This window comes from Auritidibacter ignavus, assembly GCF_003703835.1.
GTDB classification, from domain to species: Bacteria; Actinomycetota; Actinomycetes; order Actinomycetales; family Micrococcaceae; genus Auritidibacter; species Auritidibacter ignavus.
The window spans coordinates 56,747-75,298 of record NZ_RDQR01000006.1 but is presented as its reverse complement, the minus strand read 5'-3'; the positions used below and the strand labels follow the sequence as shown (position 1 = coordinate 75,298).

Genomic DNA, 18,552 nt, shown 5'->3' with positions numbered 1-18,552 from the left:
ATGACCCAGCGCCGATCCTCTCAGACCCCACAGACCAACACCCCTGGCACCGCGGCAACCTCGGGACCCCCGACCGATTCTGGTGGCGGTTTCGCCTGGGGCGCGTGGGTTCGCAATACCGGGGCGATCACCGCAGTGGTCATCGGTTCCGGGTTCGCCACCGGCCAGGAGATTCTGCAGTTCTTCGCCTTTCACGGGTTATGGGGCATTATTGGCACCGGCGCCGTGGTGTGTGTCATCTTGGGGTTTGTGGCCGCTCAGCTGGCCCGGGCCGGCTATCACCAGCGTTTTGCGCGCCCGGGACAGGTCTACGAGTTCTTTGCCGGTCGCTGGTTGGGTTTGGCCTTTGAATGGTTTGCGTTGTTGTTCATGTTCGCGGTGACGATCATTATGATCGCCGGCGCCGACTCACTGTTCGTCGAATCCTTCGGCTGGTCCCCGCACGTGATGGGTGTGATCATGACCGTGTTGCTGGTGGCCACGGTGCTGATGGGGTTGCGACGCACCGTCGATATTGTCGGCAACATTGGCCCGGTGATTGCGGTCATCGCGATCCTGTTGGGGATTTATGGGATCGCCCATAACCCCTCAGGTATTGCCGATAGCGCCCGCTTTCTCGCCGACGTCGATTTCGAGGCCAATGAGTATGGGGCCGTGCGCGCCGGGAGTAATTGGCTGGTTGCCGGGTTGCTGTTTGCCTCGTACAACATGCTGGTGTTGGTCAACTTTGTCACCGCGGTGGGAACAGAGTCACCCCAACGCAAGGTCGCGGTGGCCTCGGGAGCCAGTGGCGGAGTGCTCTTCGCCCTGGGGGCAGCTGTGGCCGGCGCCGGCCTGCTGGCGAATCTGCCGCAGGTGTGGGATAAAGATATTCCCATGCTCGAGATTGCCGGACTGATCGCCCCCTGGGCGCAGATTATTGTCGCGATCCTGATTATTTTCGGTGTCTACACCACCGCGGTGCCCCTGTTGTGGTCCACCGTGAACCAGTTCGCTGAGGACCGCACCCCGCGGGCGGTCGTGCTCACGCTGGTGTTCGCAGCCTTGGCGATGACGTTTGCGTTGTTCTTCGACTTCCGGACCTTGGTCAATGCCATTTACACCATTGGTGGCTGGGTCGGGCTGATCTTTATGCTCATCCTGGTGGCCCAAACCCTGGTGGTTCAGCCGATCCGCAACCGCCGCCAGAAACAGCACGCACAGGCCTAGGGCGTGTCTGATAAATGCTGTAACCAAGCGATGACACCGTTGAGCACGATAGCGGCCCGGTAGATGATGGCGAGTTTGTCATATCGTGTGGCCAGTCCTCGCCACTGTTTCATACGGGCGTAACCACGCTCGATGACATTGCGGCGCTTGTACTTGATTGCGTTGAACTTCGGTGGACGGCCGCCCTTTGATCCTCGCGGAGACGATGGCCTTGCTGATCGGTCGGCTCGGAGATAACTGCCTCGATCTTTCGTGAGCGCAGCAATGAGCGATTCGCTTTCGATGAGTAGGCTTTGTCACCCAGGAGCGCGTCTGGGCGGGTGCGTCGACCGACTTTCAGGTTCTCCAGTAGCGGAGCGAGCATGGGGCTGTCGCCGTCCTGGCCGGCAGTGCAGATCGTGACTAACGGCAGTCCGTGGCCATCGACGAGCTGATGAGTCTTTGTCGACAAGCCACCACGAGAGCGGCCGAAGGCGTGGTCAGGTGACTCGGTCAGCAGATCCTTGTAATTCGACGAGTCCCTTTTTTACGCGGCTGATGTTCGTTGCGTGCTGGTGAGCACGAGCGATCGTGGAGTCGACTGAGACGGTGAAGTCGACCTTGTCATTCTTCGCCGCAAAGTCTGTCAGCGCCTGGTGGATGGCATCCCAGGTGCCGTCAGAGGCTAAGCGACGGTGCCAGGTCCACACGGTCTGCCATTTGCCGAAGGTCTCGGGCAGGTCGCGCCAGGCGATGCCGGTGCGGTAGCGGTAGATGATGCCTTCGATCATCTGCCTGGAATCGGAAAAGGGGCGTCCGCGCTTGCCTGTTGGTGCTGGCAGGTAGTCAGCGATGAGAGCCCATTGGTCATCAGTGAGCAGCTGGAATCGAGACATGACTCAAGAGTTTCAGAAACCAACCGTAAACTTTGTCAGACACGCCCTAGTCCTGAGGCAGTGTTAGTCCAGGGGTTTTTGCCCCCAGTGGATCGCCATCGTGCCGAACATGTGTAGCTCGTAGCCGGTGGATCGGAAACCGGCCTCGTGCGCCATACGCTGGATCACCTGAGGCGGATGGAAGCCTCGGGAGGTTCGGGACAAGTATTCATAGGCCTCGGGGTTGTCGGTGATCCAGGAGGCAATCCGCGGGACCGCCCAGGTGATGTAGGCGGTGGAGAACGGTTTGATCACGTTCCGTGGTGCCGGTGACATCTCCAGAGCTGCCATCCACCCCCCGGGTTTGAGCACGCGGAATTGTTCGGCCAGGGTGGCAGAAATATCGGTCACGTTGCGCAACAGATAGCCGTGGGTGACCGCATCGAAACTGTGGTCCGCAAAGGGCAGGTCCATCGCATCGGCCTGCACCCACCTGATCTGGTCTCCGCCGGGGCGGGCGGCACCGACGGCCATCATCTCCGGAGCAATATCGCAGGCGGTGATCTCAGCGCCGTAGTACCGAGACAGCACCGCGAAGGCCAGATCACCGGTGCCGGCGGCCAGATCGAGCACCGCCGGGGCCTGTGGGAGCCGGGCTGCGGCGACGGTGCGGCGGATCAGTCGTGGTTCTTGGCCCCAGGTCATCACCAGGTTCATCAAGTCGTAGCGGTCGGCGATGGCGTCAAACATCCCGGCCACGGTGTGGCCGTGTTCGTCCACGGCCACGGAGTCAACGCCCGTGGGCGTGGTTGACCGGTTGGGTGAGGAGGTCGTTGCGGAGGTGGTGCTCATATCTTCACACGCTACCTGGGATCGGTCGGAATAAGATCACCGGGGCACCTGTTACGCGTAGTGAAAGCACCACAAGAACACGACACAGAATGAGAACGCGACACCGGGCCTGACTCGTCCGGTGTAGCACACAGCGGAAAGGTGGGATCATGGCGCATTACATTATTTTGGGTGGACACGGCAAGGTTGCGCTACGCGCGGCCCAGTTGCTCACCGAAAAGACCAACACCGTCACCTCCGTCATTCGTCAGGAAGAGCAAATACCCGATGTTCAGGCCACCGGCGCCACAGCCCAGGTGCTGGATCTCGAGCAGGCCAGCCAGGATGACTTGGCCGAGGCCTTTTCGGATCAGGATGCGGTGATCTTCGCCGCCGGTGCCGGCGGGGGCAATCCGGATCGCACCTACGCAGTAGATCTGCAAGCAGCCAAACGCTCGATTGATGCCGCCAAGCAGGCTCGAGTCTCCCGGTTCATTTTGATCTCCTATGCCGGGTGCCGTCGGGATCACGGCGTGGCGGAAACCGACTCCTTCTACCCCTACGCTGAAGCCAAGTCGCAGGCCGATGAGTACCTGCGCAACTCCGGTCTCGATTACACCATTTTGGGCCCGGGCCTGCTGACCCTCGAGGAGCCCACCGGCAAGATCATGGAGGTTCCAGAAGACCATCCCCGTGATGAGAACGAGCGTCGAGAAACCTCGCGGGCTCATGTGGCTTCAGCCATTGTGGCAGCACTGAACCACCCCGAATCGATCGGACACAAGATCGACTTCTTTGATGGCGATACCCCGATCGACGAGGTGTTCTCCACTCAGCGCGACTAAGACACCGCGGTGAGTGCCTCCGGATCCCGACGGGACCTGAGACGGTCATAACCCCATAACACGGTGGCGACCACCAGGTAGCCGGTGAGAATCACGGCACAATAGGTCGCCACCGTGGTGTATCCGCCGGGGGCGGTGTGGTCCAAAAAGTCATAGGGCACCCAGTCCAGGATCGGGCCACGCACCAGCGTGAACACCAGCCACAGTGCGGGGATCAGTAGCGAGATAGCAATTCTCCTCCAGCGCACCTGTCCGAAGGGGCCCACCAGGACAGTGACCACAGCCAGCAGGATGGGTAACACCACGTGTGAGGTGAAGTCGTTGACCTGTTGCAGTGGGTCAGCACTGAGTCGTCGCGGAGCAGGATATTGAAGACCAGCCCGGTGATGCTCAGGCAACATACCGCGGCAATGCGCACCACGTGCAGCACAGGCGAGCGGGAGTGGGGTCGGATCACCAGCCACCAGGAAACCAGTGTGGTCATCAACACCGAGATGAAGGTGAAATAGGCGGGTTGGTTGAGCGCATGCTCCCAGCCGGCTGTCAGGCGTCCGGTCAGGGTACTGCCGGCGGGTGGATCGCCGTCGCGACGAAAGCCCAGGGCAATGGACGTGGTCAGGGCCACCAGTCCGATCAGACCGGTGGCCCCGTACCCTATGCGACGCCACAATGCCCAACGAGCTACAGCACCGTGGCCCGCTGGTGAGCCAGTGCGGTTAGCCATCGACTTCGGCAGTGACCACAATCGTGGCACGACCCAGCACGTGGCCGAAGCGGTTGAAGCCGAAGAAGGCGTTGGATGAATCCGCGGGAATGTCCAGGGATTCCACATCCAGGGCGTGGACGGTGATGAAGTAGCGGTGTGGGCCGTGGCCTGCCGGTGGGGCGGCACCGACGAAGCCGGGGCCACCGCCGTCGTGGTTGAGCTGGAAGGCGCCCTCGGGCAGTCCGGAGCCGTCGCCGGCGCCGGCACCTTCGGGCAACTCGGTGACCGAGGCGGGGATGTTGCCGACCGACCAATGCCAGAATCCCGAGCCGGTGGGAGCGTCCGGATCATAGACGGTTACGGCGTATGATTTGGTGCCCTCGGGTGCGTTCGACCAGGACAACTGGGGGGAGATGTCTTCTCCGCCGTCAACTCCCATGGCACCCGAGTAGTGCTTGAGCGGGAATTGCTCACCGTCAGTGACGCTGGTGGAGGTCACGGTGAATGCCACGGCATCGTCTAGGCGGGCGAAGGGATCATTACCGGTCTCGTTCAATGCGTTAATCGTCTCGGAGCTCATCAGAGTCCTTTCGTCCAATCGCTGATACGGTCTCGGGCCCGGTCGGTGTGACCAGTACCCGTGCTGTTGTGCTCCAGCCTATGTCGTGTGACACAAAACGTCACGTGTTCGGCCGTTGACTGGGCTGAATACGGCAAGGACCCTAGGCTCGATATATGACTGAGCACAACGACACCACAGCAGATCAGCTCCCTCGGCTGGGAGTGGTCATCGGCTCGATCCGCACCCCACGCAAGGCCGATTCTGTCGCCGACTGGGTGCGGAACCATCTCGAGGCCCACGATTATCCGGCCGAGTTTACGGTGCTGGACCTCAAGGACTTCGAGCTACCCCCGCTGGAACACTTCAATCAGCACTCCGATCAGCACGCACCAGCCGATCTGGTGCGCTGGCGCGATGCGGTCGATGGCTGCGAGGGGTTTTTATTCATCACCCCGGAATACAACCGAGCGGCGCCGGGATATTTCAAAAACGCCTACGATCTGCTGGATGTGCAGTGGAAGCACAAACCGGTCGGCTTCATCTCCTACGGGGGCGTGGGTGGCGCCCGTGCGGTGGATCAATGGCGGGTCAGCATGGCCCCCTACGGGATGTACACCATCGGGCAACAGATCCTGCTATATAACCGCTACGACTTTGACTCCGATACGCTACAGGTCAACGACCGCCATGAGAAGTCGCTGGGCAAGCTGCTCGAGGAACTACACCGGTTGACCGTCGCGACCCGGCCGTTGCGGCAGAACTAGATCGCACGCGCCCGACTAGCTGTTCTGCGCGTGGAAGTGCTGGATCCGTTCCAGGGCTTCACTCACCGCGGCCGTGCCGGCGGCAAACGAGATGCGGATAAACTCATCGCCGTCCACCGGATCAAAGTCCAGTCCCGGCGTCAGGGCCACGTAGTGGGATTCCAGCAGTGCTTGGGCGTAAGCGGTGGCCGTTCCGAAGCGTTGCATCACCGCCTTCGGGGGCCGGGCATAGTAATAAAACGCCCCATCGGCAGGCGCGGCGTCATCAAAGCCCAGTTCGGAAGTCCGAGAGAGAATCAGCGAGCGCGTGGCCGCAAATTGGCTGACACGGGCATCGCATTCGGCGTAGGCGGTGTCGCTGAACGCTTCTATCGCGGCGTACTGTCCGGCGGCCGGTGGGCACAGAGAGACCGAGCCCGACAGTGCCGACACCGGTGCTACCAGATCTTCGGGCAGCAGTAACCAGCCCAGTCGCCAGCCGGGCATTCCCCAGTATTTAGAGAAGGAGCTGACCACCACGCCGGTGCGGGAGTACTCCCAGCTACTCACCCCGCGGGTGGAGTAGGTGATGCCGTGGTAGATCTCATCGGAGAACAGTCGCACCCCGTGGGCGTCGCACCAGCTGGTCAGTTGCTGCATGCTGGCGGGTTCAACCATGGTGCCAGTGGGGTTGTTGGGTGAGGCCAAGACCAGTCCGGTAACATTGGCCTGCTCCAGGTCCCGAATGCTGGGCAGAAACCCTTGTTCCGCACCGGCCGGGATTTCAACGACCTCACAACCTAAGGCTTGGAGCACATTGCGGTAAGCGGCGTAACCGGGACGGGCCAAGGCCACCCGATCTCCCACGTCAAAGGCGGCCAAGAAACCGACCATGAAGCCACCCGATGACCCGGTGGTGACAGCAACCTGTGACACGGGAACCTCAAGGTCGTACCAGCGACGGTAGTGCTCTGCGATCGCTTCCCGCAACGGTTGGATACCCAGCGACGGAGTGTAGTTCAGCGGCACGGCCGCATCATGGATATTCCGGGCGGCTTCGGTAACCGCCGTGGGTGCTCCGCCAGAGGGCTCCCCGGCGCACAGACTAATCACCGGTTGTCCGGTGGCAGTTAGCTCCGCAACGCGTTGCAAGATGGTCATCACCCGAAACGGGGGCACCTGAGAACGACGCGAAGGCGTGAAATGGGGCTGTTCAGATCGGCTCGGTGTCACCTTGTCAGTCATGGTTCTAGTATGGTCCTTTCAGACTCCGTGCAGGCTGTATTTCTAGACTGAGTCTCATGAGTACTTCCCCGTCTGTTCCCGATCAGCGGTCCGTGGCACGCTATGCGGGACAGGTTCCTAGCTTGCGACGCGTCACACCCCACGATGAGGTGTATATCCACACCGCTGAGGGCACCATGTCTTTCTCGGCCGCACAACTTCAGCGGTTGCGGAGAGACTTGGACTCGATGATGGCCGAATACACCTTCGTGCTCCGGGAGGTCGAAACCAAGCTGTCGGTGTTACGCGATGAGTTCACCCAGCTCCACGACTACAGCCCCATCGAGCACATCTCCACCCGCGTGAAATCGATGGACTCCTTGTTGGCGAAGGCTTCACGTAAGGGTATTGCTTTCGACCCCGACGAGATTCGACGCACCATCACCGATATTGCCGGGGCGCGGGTGACCTGTGGCTTCGTCACTGACGTCTATGAAATCTTTGACATGCTGGTAGCTCAAGATGATGTCACGGTGCTGAAAGTCAAGGACTACATCAAAAACCCCAAGCCCAACGGGTATAAGTCGTTGCACGCCATTATCCGGGTGCCCGTGTTCCTGTCATCAGGCCGTCAGGATGTCACCGTCGAGATCCAGTTCCGTACGTCGGCGATGGACTTTTGGGCCTCGCTGGAGCACAAGTTGCACTATAAATACGACGGCGATGTGCCACAGTGGGCTATCGACGAGCTGAAGGAAGTCGCCGAGATCTCCTCGACTTTGGAACAGCGGATGCTGAATCTGCGTCATATTCTGCACAGCAAGCCGATACGTTCCGCAGGGGCTGATTCCCCCTCAGCGACGAACCACGGTGGCCACTGGGTTTAGGGAGAATCATTCGTGCCGGAAGTGGAACTACCGCACAGCACCACGGCCACACTGAACGCTTGGTGCCCGACTTCTGCTACGCACAGCAGACCACGCATGGCCGTGGTTGGTGCTGCCGGTGAGATCGGGCGGGTCACCGGTCAGTGTTTCACAGACGAGGATCTGGTTCTGATAGGCCTCGATGTGTTGGATCATCACAATATCGTGGGATACCACGCCTGGTCCACGGGTACGGTGGCCGATAAAGCAGTGGTACGTCACGGGCTAGGCGATGCTGATTATGTTTTGTACCTTCCCACGGGCGCCAAGATGGGGTGGCACGGACTCCTCGAGGCCGAGATCCACGGCGTAAAGAATGTGGCCGAAGTCTGCGTCGAAAAGGGGGTGAAGCGTCTCATCTATGCTTCCAGCAACCATGTGACGGGGATGAACGAAGTTGAGTTCTACGAAACAGGAGTTCTCGACACGCCGCATCCGACGAGCTTGCCACGACCGGATGGTCTTTACGGGGCAGCGAAGGCCTTCGCCGAAGCGTTATTGCGTTCCACAAGCGAAATTCACGGCCTGCCGGTGTCAATCATCCGTATCGGCGCGATGCGCTACCGGGACGATCCCCATGCGGTGACCGATGGACCGCGATTTGCCCGCCAAACCAACAAGGAATATCGCCAACACATGGAGCGGGTCTGGCTGACCCACCAGGAGTGGAAAGCCACCATTACCCGGGAGCTAGCAGCCACCGATCAGTTCCGCCTCTTTTATGCACCGCAACATCAGGCCGACCAGCCATGGACCGGTGAGATCTATACCTGGAATCGTGGCCGTTGAACAGATGCCACGAGCCAAAGTGGCCGGCTGTCTGATGATGCACGGGTCTGGTTTTTACAGGGCGTATTGTTCTCGGAGTTTGTGTTTGAGCAGTTTGCCCGAAGCATTACGAGGTAACTCCTCGACGATTTCAAGGCGCGTGGGCTTCTTGAAGGAGGCAAGCTTGTCAGAGAGGAAATCGTGAATCTCCGCTAAGGTGGGTGGATCCGCGGGATCATCGGGGACCACAATCGCCAGCGGCGTCTCCACCCATTTCTCGTCGGGGACACCAATCACGGAAGCATCAGCCACCTTCGGGTGGGTACTGACGGCATGCTCAACTTCGATTGAGGAGATGTTCTCACCACCGGAGATGATCAGGTCCTTGGACCGATCGACGACATACATAAATCCTTCCTCATCTTGTCGGACCATATCCCCGGAGTGAAACCAGCCGTCCCGGGTAGCCTGTTGGGTCGCCTCGGGCTTATTCCAATAGCCGGCCATCAGTCCCGGGCCACGATAGACAATTTCTCCCATTTCTCCGGGGGCGACATCGTTTCCTTCCGCGTCGACAATACGAGCTGCGATCGGCCCGATTGGTTCACCGATGGAGCCCATCTTGCGCAGTGATGCGGGGCCTTGTAACAGCGCGGTAATGGGTGACATTTCGGTCTGACCGAACGCCGTGGAAAGCGTTGCCTTTGGAAAAGTGTCCACAATCAGTTGCAGGGTTTCCTTCGAGGCTGGTGATCCTCCCCACGAGATTGACTGTAACGGGAGGTCTCGCTCGGTGATGCCGGGTAGAGAACACAGTGCTTGCCAGATGGTCGGCACCAAGAACATATTGGTGATCTGCAATTTCTCGATGAGATCAACCAGCGCTGCGAGATCTGTGAGTACCTGGGGTGGAGCGACCACCAAACGAGTACCGGCAAAAAATGCCGGAGTCAGGACACCGATGCCGGCGATATGGAACAACGGAACCACAACGAGGTTGGTTTCAGGAAGATCTCCCGGGGCCGGCGCGTTGCGATACACCGGAATGGTCTGACTCAAAAGATTCAAATAGCTGAGCATGACCCCTTTCGGATCCGAGGTGGTCCCCGAGGTATAGACAATCATGGCAATCGAGTTCTCATCGATGTCCAAAGGCTCGGCGGTTCCCCCGGCTGCCACAATCTCGGGCACATCCTCCACCAGAGAAATGGTCTGGATATGGTCTTTGCTCTGGGACCCAGCCAGTGCCTGAGCGCCCATGGCGTCGACGTAGATCACTTTCGCACCAGAATCTGACACAAAATAGTCGAGCTCGCGCGGCACAGATCGAATATTGATCGGAACGCTGATCGCACCAACGGTATTAATGGCAAGCATGGCGATGATATATTCTGCGCTGTTTAGCGACAGGATCAGCACACGGTCGCCGGGTTGTACACCCCGATGTTGCTGAAGGTCTGCGGCCAAGGCTTGCACGCGCTGCTGTAGCTCCCACCAGGAAATGTTCTCAGTCTTGGTGGTCAACCCAATCTCATCTGGTCTATCAGTGGCGTGCAGATCGAGCATATTCATCCAGTGCATGCGACGTGAGAAGAACGGCTGACGGTCGGGAAGGGAGGGGATCAGCATGTTCAGACCTTCCAGAGGAGTGTGATCTATATCACTACTACAATAGTGGAGGTGTGAACGGAAAAGCGAGATGACGAGCAAATTTCCTTCGCCGCATCAGAGTCATTAGAAACCTCGACCGGACACGTCTTTTTGCGTGTCTCCAGCAAGTGCTGCCCGACACCGCGCTGAGGCGCAGATCAGTGGCTCTAGAATCCGCCGTCCTCAGGGGCCATGTTGTTGAACCGGGAGTAGTGGCCCTGAAAGCCGACGACGATAGTTCGGGTCGGCCCATTACGGTGCTTGGCAACGATCAGGTCAGCCTCACCAGCACGTGGTGATTCCTTGTCATAGACGTCTTCACGGTGCAGCAGAATGACCATGTCGGCATCCTGTTCAATTGAACCGGATTCACGCAGATCAGAAATCTGCGGACGCTTATCGGTGCGCTGTTCTGAGCCACGATTGAGCTGCGAGAGCGCGATGACCGGGACCTCGAGTTCCTTGGCTAAGAGCTTCAGGGCACGAGAGAACTCGGCGACTTCTTGCTGACGTGATTCCACCCGCTTGCCGGAGCTCATCAGTTGCAAGTAGTCCAACACAACTAGTTTCAGGTCGTGCTTTTGCTTCAGGCGCCGGCATTTGGCCCGGATCTCCATCATCGTCATATTGGGTGAGTCGTCAATGAAGAACGGTGCTTCGTTCAACCGTCCCACGGTGGCGGCGATTTTCGTCCAGTGTTCGGATTCCAGTGCACCTTTACGCAGATCAGACAGCGCGATGGTTGCTTCGGCCGACAGCAGACGCATCGCAATCTCATTGCGGCCCATTTCTAGCGAGAAGAACACCGTGGGCATGTTGTTGCCGATCGCCGCCGCACGAGCCAGGTCGAGAGCCAACGTCGATTTACCCACCGCAGGACGGGCCGCCACCACGATCATTTGTCCGGGGTGCAGTCCCTGGGTCAGCTCATCAAGCTCGTAGAAACCGGTGGGAACACCCGAGAGTCCACCGGCGTGATCACCGGCGGCTTCGATCTCGTCGACGGTGTTCTCCAGGATGCCCGAAAGACGGACGTAGTCCTCGGATTGCTGGTTCTCTGCCACCCGGTACATCTCACCCTGGGCAGCGTTGACAATGTCGTCCACGTCGCCGTCTTGGGCGTAGCCCATCCGGCTAATCCTGTTGCCCACGTCCACGAGTCGACGCAGAATCGCTTTCTCCTGGACGATGTCGGCGTAGAACTCGGCGCTGGTGACAGCCGGAACGGACTGGACCAATTCGTGTATGTACGAGGCTCCCCCGACACGAGGTAGCTCCTTACGCTTGTTAAGCATGTCGGAGACGGTGACCGCATCTGCGGGTTCGCCACGACCGTAGAGTGTAATGATGGAGTCGTAGATCAGCTCGTGAGCTGGTGAGTAAAAATCTGGCCCACGCAAAACCTCCACCACGGTGGCCACCGCATCATGCGAGAGCAACATCGCTCCGAGGACAGATCGTTCGGCGCTGAGATCCTGGGGTGGGACGAGCGTGTCGCGAGACAGCTCCGGGGAACCGGTGGAATCATAAGGCGTATTCATTAGATCGTCTCTTGATTCCCTTCCCCTTTACCGGACCCCGGACTGCCTCACGAAGACCCCCCGGTCGCAGTGGATGCGCGCAGTATGTGCACCCTGTGCATAACCTGCCAATACCCACCGGCCGAGAGGCGATATAGCGACACTACTCGGGGAAAACAGCCTCAGCAAACCCCCAAAATTCTTTTCCTGTGGATAACCTGTGGAAAGAGTGGATTAGCCTGTGTAAAAATTCTCAAGAACCTGTTGATTCAGCCAGGTGATCATCCGCGGATTCGGCTTTGACTAGGGCTTTTATGAATCACAGCCTGTGACTTAAAAAATAATTTGCACTCACTTTGGCCGACTTGACAGCACCATGACGGGCGAGTACAAGGAGTGTTTTCCACACCACACGCAGTTATCCACAGGGTTACCCACAGCCGTGGATAAATTACACCAGTGTGGTTCTCCCACGCTACGTGCATTGCTTCACATTAAAGGGCCAGATCAGCCGTGGTTTTCCGGAGCGGGAAGGTTCTGGAGTCGAAGTTGTCCGCGGGCCAAGACTTTGCCGGTGGCTTCGGCGGTAATGACGACATCCCAGAGTTGCTGGGTGCGTCCCTGGTAGAGGGCATTGGCTTCAACCAGGACGGTGCCGGCACTAAATTGACGCAAGAAGTCAGTGCCGTTGTGCAAGCCCACCGCGAACATGTTCTGGTCCTTCACGGCGTAGCTGGCACCTACCGAGGCCACTGACTCCACAATGGTGGCGTAGACGCCTCCGTGGACGATTCCCCAGGGCTGGTGGTGGTCTGGGCCCAGTTCAGCGTGCCCTGCCACGTGTGTGGCGGTGATGTCGTCAAAGACGAAGTTGGTGGTGGACCCGAATGTTCCCTGGGCTTCGTTGATGTGGTCCCAGATATCGTGAAGTCGATCGACCATGGCGCGCTGTACTCACTCTCCGCATAGGGGCTACTTGGCAGAGAATCTAGCACCTTACCCAGCGGTCACGGCCCAGCATGGCCCGTGGCGCGCCTGATTGAGTTTCATCAGTGGCCCAGAAGTACCCCACAGCCCCAGCAACACTACCCGGCAGAGGTGCTGTGCACGTTAGGCCTGTGCCGAGCCGTGGGGAGGTCTCGCGCCGAAGATCGCAGAACCGATTCGGACCATGGTGGCTCCTTCTTCGATGGCAATCTCAAAGTCGGCTGACATGCCCATGGACAGATCTCCGGCCCCGAGTTGGTCGCGGTGTTCATCGCGCAACGCGCGCAGCTGCCGGAAATTATTCCGGATCGCATCCTCGTCATCGGAGTTCTCGGCGATGGTCATCAATCCGTTGACCCGAAGTGCCGTGAAATCCTGAATCTGGTCAACAAACGGGCCGAGTTCTGTCGGGTCGAGACCGGATTTGGTGGTTTCCCCGGAGGTATTGACCTGGATCAACACCGACAGGTCCCGTCCGGCTTCGGTGAGCTGGTCGTGGAGTCTGCGAGCGATCTTGACCCGGTCTAGGGCGTGGAACTCATCGGCAAATTCGGCCACCTCTCGGGTCTTATTGGACTGTAATGGCCCGATGATGCACCAGGTGATCTCCAAGTCGTTCATGGCCTGGTATTTTTGGTGGGCCTCTTGAACTTTATTCTCACCGAAGGTCTGAATGCCTGCCTGATAGGCGGTGCGCAGGCGCTGTTCCGCCACGGTTTTGGTCACCGGGATCAGACGCACATCCCGGGGATCACGCCCGACACGGTTGGCAGCAGCGTTAATCCGTCCTCGAACCGCGTAGAGGTTCTCTTGGATCTCTTCCAGGGTGGTGGCCACAGCAGATTCAGACATAGCTCAAAGCTAACACAGCCCTGCCAGCCCACTGGGGGAGACAACGAAACCCCGGGGCGGGTGACCAGATGATGGTCAACACCTGCCCCGGGGTTCTCTCAACGCAATCCGGGTCTAGCCAGAGCGAAGAAGCTTATTTCTTCTTCTTTTGGGCCGGAACGACAGCCAGTTCCACCTGAGCAATCACGTCGTCGTGCAGACGGATCTGCACCGAGTGGTTACCCAGCGAACGGATGCTGTCGGTCAAGACGACGTTGCGACGGTCGATCGACTCGTGGCCGGCTGCTTCCAAGGCCTCGACAATGTCTGAGGAGGTCACCGAGCCGAACAAACGACCGGTCTCACCGGAGGCCACCTGAATCTGCACCGGTTGCTGCTGGAGCTTCTCGGCCAGCGCCTGAGCTTCTTCCAGGTTCGCCATGGCCCGAGCTGCCCGGGTCTTGCGGATCTCTTCGACCTGGTTTTCTGCGCCGCGGGTCCAACGAGTAGCGAAACCGCGCGGGATCAGGTAGTTGCGAGCGTAACCGTTCTTGACCTCGACGACATCGCCGGCAATACCGAGGCCGGGGATCTCCTGGGTCAAAATGAGTTTCTGCTGTGCCATGTCTACTCTCTCCTTCTCTACTTCAAGATCAGCGGCCGGAACCGGAGTAGGGCAACAGAGCCATTTCACGTGCGTTCTTGATCGCCAAAGCGATCTTGCGCTGCTGCTGGACGGTCACACCGGTCACACGGCGGGCACGGATCTTGCCGCGATCGGAGATGAATTTGCGAAGCAGAGCCACATCTTTGTAGTCGATGTAGTCGATGCCTGCTGTCTTGAGGGGATTGGGCTTTGGTTTGGGCTTACGTACTTCAGCCTTAGCCATCGTGGTGCTCCTTCGAGTAATAACTGGAGCCCGCAGTCAGCGGGATGGTTGGTGTTTAGAACGGTGGTTCCTGATGATCCGGGGTGTCCCAGGATCCAGCGGAGGGAGCTCCGCCCCAGGGATCCTGCTGTGGGGCACCACCAGCTTGACCCCAGCCGCCCTGGTTCTGGGCCGGCGGGTTCTGGTTAAAACCACCACCGGATCCGCCCCCGTGACGCGGGGTACGCGTCACCTGGGCGGTGGCGTAGCGCAACGACGGGCCGATCTCGTCGACGTCCAGTTCCCAGTTGGTGCGGTTCTCGCCCTCACGGGTCTGGAAGGAACGGGCTTTCAGGCGACCTTGGGCCACCACGCGCATTCCTTTGGTCAAGGATTCGGCCACGTTTTCTGCTGCTTCACGCCAGATGGAAGCACGCACAAACAAGGTCTCAGCATCGGACCATTCATTGGTTTGACGGTCGTAGATCCGAGGAGTTTGGGCAATGGTGAAGTTCGCGACGGCCTGTCCCGATGCGGTGAAACGCAGTTCGGGATCGGCGGTCAGGTTTCCAATAATCGTGACTACCGGCTCTCCAGCCATGAGGTACTCCTGGTGCTCTCGTTAAACCGATGCTTGAGTGTTTGTGCAGTGACGAGGTGACCCTAGAGGGTGACCTTCTGCTCTTCCGGACGAATGATCTTGGTGCGCAACACGGTCTCATTCAGACCCAGCTGGCGTTCCAATTCCTGAGCCGAGGCCGGCTCAGCGGTGAAATTCACGACCGCGTAAACAGCTTCCGAGTTCTTCTTGATCTCGTAGGCCAGCTTGCGACGACCCCACACATCGATTTCTTCCACGGAGCCACCGTCTTTGACAACGGTGTTGTCAAAGTACTTACGCAGTGTCGGTTCAACTGTACGCTCATCGACCTCCGGGTCAATCAGCGCCATCAATTCATATGCACGCATGCGAACCCACCTCCTTCGGGCTTATGGTCACGGTCTTTCCGTAACAGGAGGTTCTCCTTAGTGCTGTTGTCAAAGAACAACTCGAATAGTTTAGCGTGATTGCGCCGAAATTACCACGCGAACCGTGAGAAGTGTGCTACAGATCCAGCTTTCCTGGTGCTGACTACTGGCGAAAGAAGGCGGCGGTGAGGCGGGTCAAGTAGCCTGGGTCTTTGGCACCGACCAATTCACGGACCGAGTGCATCGACAGCAACCCCACCCCGCAGTCCACCGTGGGAATCCCTAACCGGGTCGAGGCGATCGGACCGATGGTGGAGCCACAGGGCACATCATTGCGGGAGACAAATTCTTGGATCGGTACCCCGGCGTCCTCGGCCCACCCGGCCATGGCCGCATGTCCCATCGCATCGGTGGTGTAGCGCTGATTGGCGTTGATCTTCACCAACGGGCCTTGGTTGGGCAACGGGTGGTGGTCCGGGTCGTGTTTGGTGACGTAATTGGGGTGGACCACATGGCCACAGTCGGCCGACAGCAGCCAGGATTGAGCGCGCACCCGCGGGCTCTGCTCGGGACTAATGCCCAGGCTGTGCTGGATACGCACCAGAGTTTCGTCTAAGAATGGCCCGGCGGCCCCCGAACGCGTCTGGGAACCGACTTCTTCGTGGTCGAAGGCCGCCAGCACCGGAATCAGGTCGGGCGCTGGCTGGTGGGCAACCTCTAGCAGAGCGGAAAGTCCAGCCGAGACGGAGACCAGATTGTCCATCCGCGGGGCGGCTAAGAATTCTTGGGCCGAGCCCAGTATGGCCGGGGGTTGAGTATCGGCCAGCATCAGATCGGCGGCAACCACGTGGTCTGCCGAGAGACCGGCTTCTTCGGCGATGGCGTGCACAATGGTGGTTGCGGAGTCGCCGGAGGCGGTGGCCACAATCGGCATCAGGTGCTGTTGTCGATTCAGAGTCAGCCCCCGATCGGTCTCGCGATCGAGGTGGATAGCCAGCTGCGGGATGCGCGCCATCGCGGAGGTGGTGACCAGTTTGGTGCTGCCATCGCGTAATACCAGGCGTCCGGCGAAGGCCAGGTCGCGGTCTAACCAGGAGTTGACCAGCGGTCCCCCGTACACCTCAACACCGACCTGGGCCCAGCCGGCGGTGGTGGTATCCGGGCTGGGTTTGACCTTGAACCCCGGGGAATCGGTGTGAGCGCCCAGAATGCGAAAGCCCGGTAGCGTCGCTGAGTCCTCGCCGGTGGCCTCCGGCTGGATCCAGGCGATCACCGCACCATCACGGACGACCACGTAACCACCCGGGGCTAGCGGGTAGGGCTCGGTTTCCTCCAGCCGGGTGAAGCCAGCGGCGATAGCTTCCCGGGCTACATAGTCGGCAGCGTGCCATGAGGTCGGGGCATCAGATATCAGACGGACCAGTTCATCGAGGTGACTCATGAACTCCACCCTACTGTTTGTGCTCAAGGGTGATGGGTGTCCAGATCCCCTGGTGCTCGGCCGCGCCGACTTCAACGGGTTCGGGCTCGGTGTGATCGGCATGTTTGCCGACGGGTTGGGCTACAGGGATGAGGAATGGCAGACGGTCGCGTGCGCCGTCATAGTCTCCACCCAGCGGGTCATCCCAGGCCAGATTCTTCGAAGCCTCACCGCGCAGGCTGGAGTCGAAGACGGGCAGGCTGGTGCGCACCGGGTCGGTTTCAGGCCGGTAGATCTGATAGACCACCCGGGCCATCAGATAGAAGGTGGCCAACATGTGTGCGGCCACGGCCAGACCGTAGAGCCGTTCATCGAAGAGGTGCTGGGTGTTGTGTTCGGAGGTAAAATGCGACAGATGGGCCCAGACCGCCCAAAAGTGCAACACTTCCACGAATTGCCAGATCAAAAAGTCACGCCAATTGGGCAAGGCCAGGGCCACCAGCGGGATCAGCCACACCACGAACTGTGGTGAGTAGACCTTATTGAACAGCACGAAGCTGGCCACGATGAGAAACACCAATTGCGCCATGCGGGGACGAACCGGTGCGGTGGTTCCGATGACGAAAATGAAAGCACAGCAGATCGCCACAGCACCCACGGACAAATAGGACAGGGATTCGGCGGTGACCGGGTGGCTGTCGTTGAATACGTTCCACATACTCCAGACCGAGGACCAGCCGGGCCCACGGTCGGCGGAGAAGGTGTAGAACAACGACCACGCCTCATAGTTGGTCAGCATCAGTGGCACGTTGAGGACTAGCCAGGAGGTGGCCGCTCCGGCCGCGCTGAGCACCAATGGGCGGAAGACCAGAGTACGGACCGCCAGCACGAGGATGGCCCCGAAGACGAGTAACGGGAAGATTTTCGCCGAGATGCCGATGCCGAACAGGACGCCGGCCCAAAAGTACTTCTTGCCACCAAACAGCCACAGACCCAGGATCAGGGGGACCACCGCCCACATGTCCCAGTTAATAGAGGACGCCAGAATCATGCCCGGGGCGATGGCCACCATCGCGGCATCCCAGAAGCGCCGCACCGAGGACTTGGCGACGACCACCACGGTGATGACCCACAGGGCGAAGACCAACACGAAGTTGATGTCGAAGTACAGTAACGAGGGCCGGTCGGGGTTAAAGAAGTGGGTCAGTGCTGCCGTCAGGGAGGCCACAACCGAGATCAGCACCGGGTATTCGAACGTGGAGGCCTCCATGAAGGGTGCGAAGGGGTTCTCGTCGAAACCGCGACCACCGTATAACGCGGTCCAGTCGGAGTAGCATCCGGCGAAGTTCACGAAGGGTTGGGACCAGCCTTCAAGACGGCACGGTGATTTTTGTAGCACCGCCACCAACGCCGCCAGGGTGGTCATCAGGATCAGCACCCGCATGGGGGTGAAAAACCCGCCACCGGTCCGACCAGGTGCGCTACGTCGTCCGATCGGGCCAATTTTCTCGGAGGTCAGCCGGGCGAGAAGCGGGTCAGTTCGAGAAGGAGCAACAGGCGTGCGTGGCTGTTGCTGTTGTGCGCGGGTGGCCATGAGGCACAGTTTACGTGGTGTGAGCGATCAGGGTGTAAAAACCT

Annotated in this window: 19 protein-coding genes and 1 pseudogene; 5 read left to right on the top strand and 15 right to left on the bottom strand. The window is 59.5% G+C overall.

Annotation, left to right across the window (positions count from 1 at the left end):
• The gene (locus tag DYI20_RS04925) at window positions 1-1,209 is read left to right on the top strand and encodes a YkvI family membrane protein (protein WP_122548982.1); all 1,209 of its coding nucleotides are present in this window, start codon (window positions 1-3) and stop codon (window positions 1,207-1,209) included.
• Here the strand turns inward: DYI20_RS04925 and DYI20_RS12775 are convergent.
• Both DYI20_RS12775 and DYI20_RS04915 read right to left on the bottom strand, forming a co-directional pair.
• Window positions 1,206-2,084: pseudogene (locus DYI20_RS12775) on the bottom strand (IS5 family transposase). The gene DYI20_RS04925 and the pseudogene DYI20_RS12775 sit on opposite strands and share 4 nt — an antisense overlap.
• A gap of 63 nt (window positions 2,085-2,147) precedes the next feature.
• Window positions 2,148-2,915: a ubiquinone/menaquinone biosynthesis methyltransferase gene (locus DYI20_RS04915; protein ID WP_110100898.1), complete on the bottom strand. Its 768-nt coding sequence runs from the start codon at window positions 2,913-2,915 to the stop codon at window positions 2,148-2,150.
• Window positions 2,916-3,064: 149 nt separating this feature from the next.
• On the opposite strand from DYI20_RS04915, the gene DYI20_RS04910 reads away from it, so the two are divergent.
• Complete coding sequence (locus tag DYI20_RS04910; RefSeq protein WP_122548981.1) at window positions 3,065-3,739, top strand: SDR family oxidoreductase; 675 nt, start codon at window positions 3,065-3,067, stop codon at window positions 3,737-3,739.
• Here DYI20_RS04910 and DYI20_RS04905 read toward each other — a convergent pair.
• Together DYI20_RS04905 and DYI20_RS04900 are read right to left on the bottom strand one after the other, a co-directional pair.
• Complete coding sequence (locus tag DYI20_RS04905; RefSeq protein ID WP_122548980.1) at window positions 3,736-4,140, bottom strand: Pr6Pr family membrane protein; 405 nt, start codon at window positions 4,138-4,140, stop codon at window positions 3,736-3,738. The two genes, DYI20_RS04910 and DYI20_RS04905, sit on opposite strands and share 4 nt — an antisense overlap.
• A 315-nt stretch (window positions 4,141-4,455) precedes the next feature.
• Window positions 4,456-5,025, bottom strand: a complete 570-nt coding sequence (locus DYI20_RS04900; RefSeq protein ID WP_122548979.1) for a YbhB/YbcL family Raf kinase inhibitor-like protein — start codon at window positions 5,023-5,025, stop codon at window positions 4,456-4,458.
• 155 nt (window positions 5,026-5,180) lie between these two features.
• Between DYI20_RS04900 and DYI20_RS04895 the strand changes: the two genes are divergently transcribed.
• Window positions 5,181-5,771 carry an NADPH-dependent FMN reductase gene (locus tag DYI20_RS04895; protein WP_110100901.1) on the top strand — a complete coding sequence of 197 codons (591 nt, stop codon included), beginning with the start codon at window positions 5,181-5,183 and terminating at the stop codon, window positions 5,769-5,771.
• A gap of 15 nt (window positions 5,772-5,786) precedes the next feature.
• Here the strand turns inward: DYI20_RS04895 and DYI20_RS04890 are convergent, their stop codons facing one another.
• On the bottom strand, window positions 5,787-6,995 hold the full coding sequence (locus tag DYI20_RS04890) for an aminotransferase class I/II-fold pyridoxal phosphate-dependent enzyme (protein ID WP_122548978.1): 1,209 nt from the start codon (window positions 6,993-6,995) through the stop codon (window positions 5,787-5,789).
• Window positions 6,996-7,171: 176 nt separating this feature from the next.
• Here DYI20_RS04890 and DYI20_RS04885 point away from each other — a divergent pair, with 176 nt between their 5' ends.
• Together DYI20_RS04885 and DYI20_RS04880 are read left to right on the top strand one after the other, a co-directional pair.
• Window positions 7,172-7,861 carry a GTP pyrophosphokinase gene (locus tag DYI20_RS04885; RefSeq protein ID WP_110098957.1) on the top strand — a complete coding sequence of 230 codons (690 nt, stop codon included), beginning with the start codon at window positions 7,172-7,174 and terminating at the stop codon, window positions 7,859-7,861.
• A gap of 96 nt (window positions 7,862-7,957) precedes the next feature.
• Complete coding sequence (locus tag DYI20_RS04880; RefSeq protein WP_110110678.1) at window positions 7,958-8,689, top strand: NAD-dependent epimerase/dehydratase family protein; 732 nt, start codon at window positions 7,958-7,960, stop codon at window positions 8,687-8,689.
• Between the two features lie 54 nt (window positions 8,690-8,743).
• Here the strand turns inward: DYI20_RS04880 and DYI20_RS04875 are convergent, their stop codons facing one another.
• The 10 genes from DYI20_RS04875 to DYI20_RS04830 all read right to left on the bottom strand — a co-directional run bounded on the left by DYI20_RS04875 (window position 8,744) and on the right by DYI20_RS04830 (window position 18,508).
• Window positions 8,744-10,297, bottom strand: a complete 1,554-nt coding sequence (locus DYI20_RS04875) for an AMP-binding protein (protein ID WP_122548977.1) — start codon at window positions 10,295-10,297, stop codon at window positions 8,744-8,746.
• Window positions 10,298-10,485: 188 nt separating this feature from the next.
• Entirely contained in the window at window positions 10,486-11,859 is a 1,374-nt protein-coding gene (dnaB, locus tag DYI20_RS04870) for a replicative DNA helicase (protein WP_122548976.1), read from the bottom strand.
• A gap of 486 nt (window positions 11,860-12,345) precedes the next feature.
• Window positions 12,346-12,780, bottom strand: coding sequence for a PaaI family thioesterase (locus DYI20_RS04865; protein WP_122548975.1), 435 nt, complete (start codon window positions 12,778-12,780; stop codon window positions 12,346-12,348).
• Between the two features lie 168 nt (window positions 12,781-12,948).
• Window positions 12,949-13,677 carry a YggS family pyridoxal phosphate-dependent enzyme gene (locus DYI20_RS04860; protein WP_122548974.1) on the bottom strand — a complete coding sequence of 243 codons (729 nt, stop codon included), beginning with the start codon at window positions 13,675-13,677 and terminating at the stop codon, window positions 12,949-12,951.
• Between the two features lie 133 nt (window positions 13,678-13,810).
• Window positions 13,811-14,281, bottom strand: coding sequence for a 50S ribosomal protein L9 (gene rplI, locus DYI20_RS04855; protein WP_110122523.1), 471 nt, complete (start codon window positions 14,279-14,281; stop codon window positions 13,811-13,813).
• A 28-nt stretch (window positions 14,282-14,309) separates the two neighbouring features.
• Window positions 14,310-14,546, bottom strand: coding sequence for a 30S ribosomal protein S18 (rpsR, locus tag DYI20_RS04850; protein ID WP_110110674.1), 237 nt, complete (start codon window positions 14,544-14,546; stop codon window positions 14,310-14,312).
• A 55-nt stretch (window positions 14,547-14,601) separates the two neighbouring features.
• A complete protein-coding gene (locus DYI20_RS04845; RefSeq protein ID WP_110098898.1) occupies window positions 14,602-15,126 on the bottom strand; it encodes a single-stranded DNA-binding protein in 525 nt (174 codons plus the stop codon).
• 62 nt (window positions 15,127-15,188) lie between these two features.
• The gene (rpsF, locus tag DYI20_RS04840) at window positions 15,189-15,494 is read right to left on the bottom strand and encodes a 30S ribosomal protein S6 (protein WP_110100910.1); all 306 of its coding nucleotides are present in this window, start codon (window positions 15,492-15,494) and stop codon (window positions 15,189-15,191) included.
• A 163-nt stretch (window positions 15,495-15,657) separates the two neighbouring features.
• Entirely contained in the window at window positions 15,658-16,935 is a 1,278-nt protein-coding gene (locus DYI20_RS04835; RefSeq protein WP_122549005.1) for a M18 family aminopeptidase, read from the bottom strand.
• A gap of 10 nt (window positions 16,936-16,945) precedes the next feature.
• On the bottom strand, window positions 16,946-18,508 hold the full coding sequence (locus tag DYI20_RS04830) for a glycosyltransferase family 87 protein (RefSeq protein ID WP_183145597.1): 1,563 nt from the start codon (window positions 18,506-18,508) through the stop codon (window positions 16,946-16,948).
• Window positions 18,509-18,552 lie beyond the last annotated feature (44 nt).

What these genes read in the sequence shown, in the direction of transcription:
- DYI20_RS04915 (WP_110100898.1), bottom strand. Translation starts at nt 2,915, where the DNA reads ATGAGCACCACCTCCGCAACGACCTCCTCACCCAACCGGTCAACCACG.
- DYI20_RS04845 (WP_110098898.1), bottom strand. Translation starts at nt 15,126, where the DNA reads ATGGCTGGAGAGCCGGTAGTCACGATTATTGGAAACCTGACCGCCGAT.
- DYI20_RS04875 (WP_122548977.1), bottom strand. Translation starts at nt 10,297, where the DNA reads ATGCTGATCCCCTCCCTTCCCGACCGTCAGCCGTTCTTCTCACGTCGC.
- rplI (WP_110122523.1), bottom strand. Translation starts at nt 14,281, where the DNA reads ATGGCACAGCAGAAACTCATTTTGACCCAGGAGATCCCCGGCCTCGGT.
- rpsF (WP_110100910.1), bottom strand. Translation starts at nt 15,494, where the DNA reads ATGCGTGCATATGAATTGATGGCGCTGATTGACCCGGAGGTCGATGAG.
- DYI20_RS04865 (WP_122548975.1), bottom strand. Translation starts at nt 12,780, where the DNA reads ATGGTCGATCGACTTCACGATATCTGGGACCACATCAACGAAGCCCAG.
- DYI20_RS04910 (WP_122548981.1), top strand. Translation starts at nt 3,065, where the DNA reads ATGGCGCATTACATTATTTTGGGTGGACACGGCAAGGTTGCGCTACGC.
- DYI20_RS04835 (WP_122549005.1), bottom strand. Translation starts at nt 16,935, where the DNA reads ATGAGTCACCTCGATGAACTGGTCCGTCTGATATCTGATGCCCCGACC.
- DYI20_RS04880 (WP_110110678.1), top strand. Translation starts at nt 7,958, where the DNA reads ATGGCCGTGGTTGGTGCTGCCGGTGAGATCGGGCGGGTCACCGGTCAG.
- DYI20_RS04900 (WP_122548979.1), bottom strand. Translation starts at nt 5,025, where the DNA reads ATGAGCTCCGAGACGATTAACGCATTGAACGAGACCGGTAATGATCCC.
- dnaB (WP_122548976.1), bottom strand. Translation starts at nt 11,859, where the DNA reads ATGAATACGCCTTATGATTCCACCGGTTCCCCGGAGCTGTCTCGCGAC.
- DYI20_RS04905 (WP_122548980.1), bottom strand. Translation starts at nt 4,140, where the DNA reads ATGTTGCCTGAGCATCACCGGGCTGGTCTTCAATATCCTGCTCCGCGA.
- DYI20_RS04885 (WP_110098957.1), top strand. Translation starts at nt 7,172, where the DNA reads ATGTCTTTCTCGGCCGCACAACTTCAGCGGTTGCGGAGAGACTTGGAC.
- DYI20_RS04925 (WP_122548982.1), top strand. Translation starts at nt 1, where the DNA reads ATGACCCAGCGCCGATCCTCTCAGACCCCACAGACCAACACCCCTGGC.
- DYI20_RS04860 (WP_122548974.1), bottom strand. Translation starts at nt 13,677, where the DNA reads ATGTCTGAATCTGCTGTGGCCACCACCCTGGAAGAGATCCAAGAGAAC.
- rpsR (WP_110110674.1), bottom strand. Translation starts at nt 14,546, where the DNA reads ATGGCTAAGGCTGAAGTACGTAAGCCCAAACCAAAGCCCAATCCCCTC.
- DYI20_RS04830 (WP_183145597.1), bottom strand. Translation starts at nt 18,508, where the DNA reads ATGGCCACCCGCGCACAACAGCAACAGCCACGCACGCCTGTTGCTCCT.
- DYI20_RS04895 (WP_110100901.1), top strand. Translation starts at nt 5,181, where the DNA reads ATGACTGAGCACAACGACACCACAGCAGATCAGCTCCCTCGGCTGGGA.
- DYI20_RS04890 (WP_122548978.1), bottom strand. Translation starts at nt 6,995, where the DNA reads ATGACTGACAAGGTGACACCGAGCCGATCTGAACAGCCCCATTTCACG.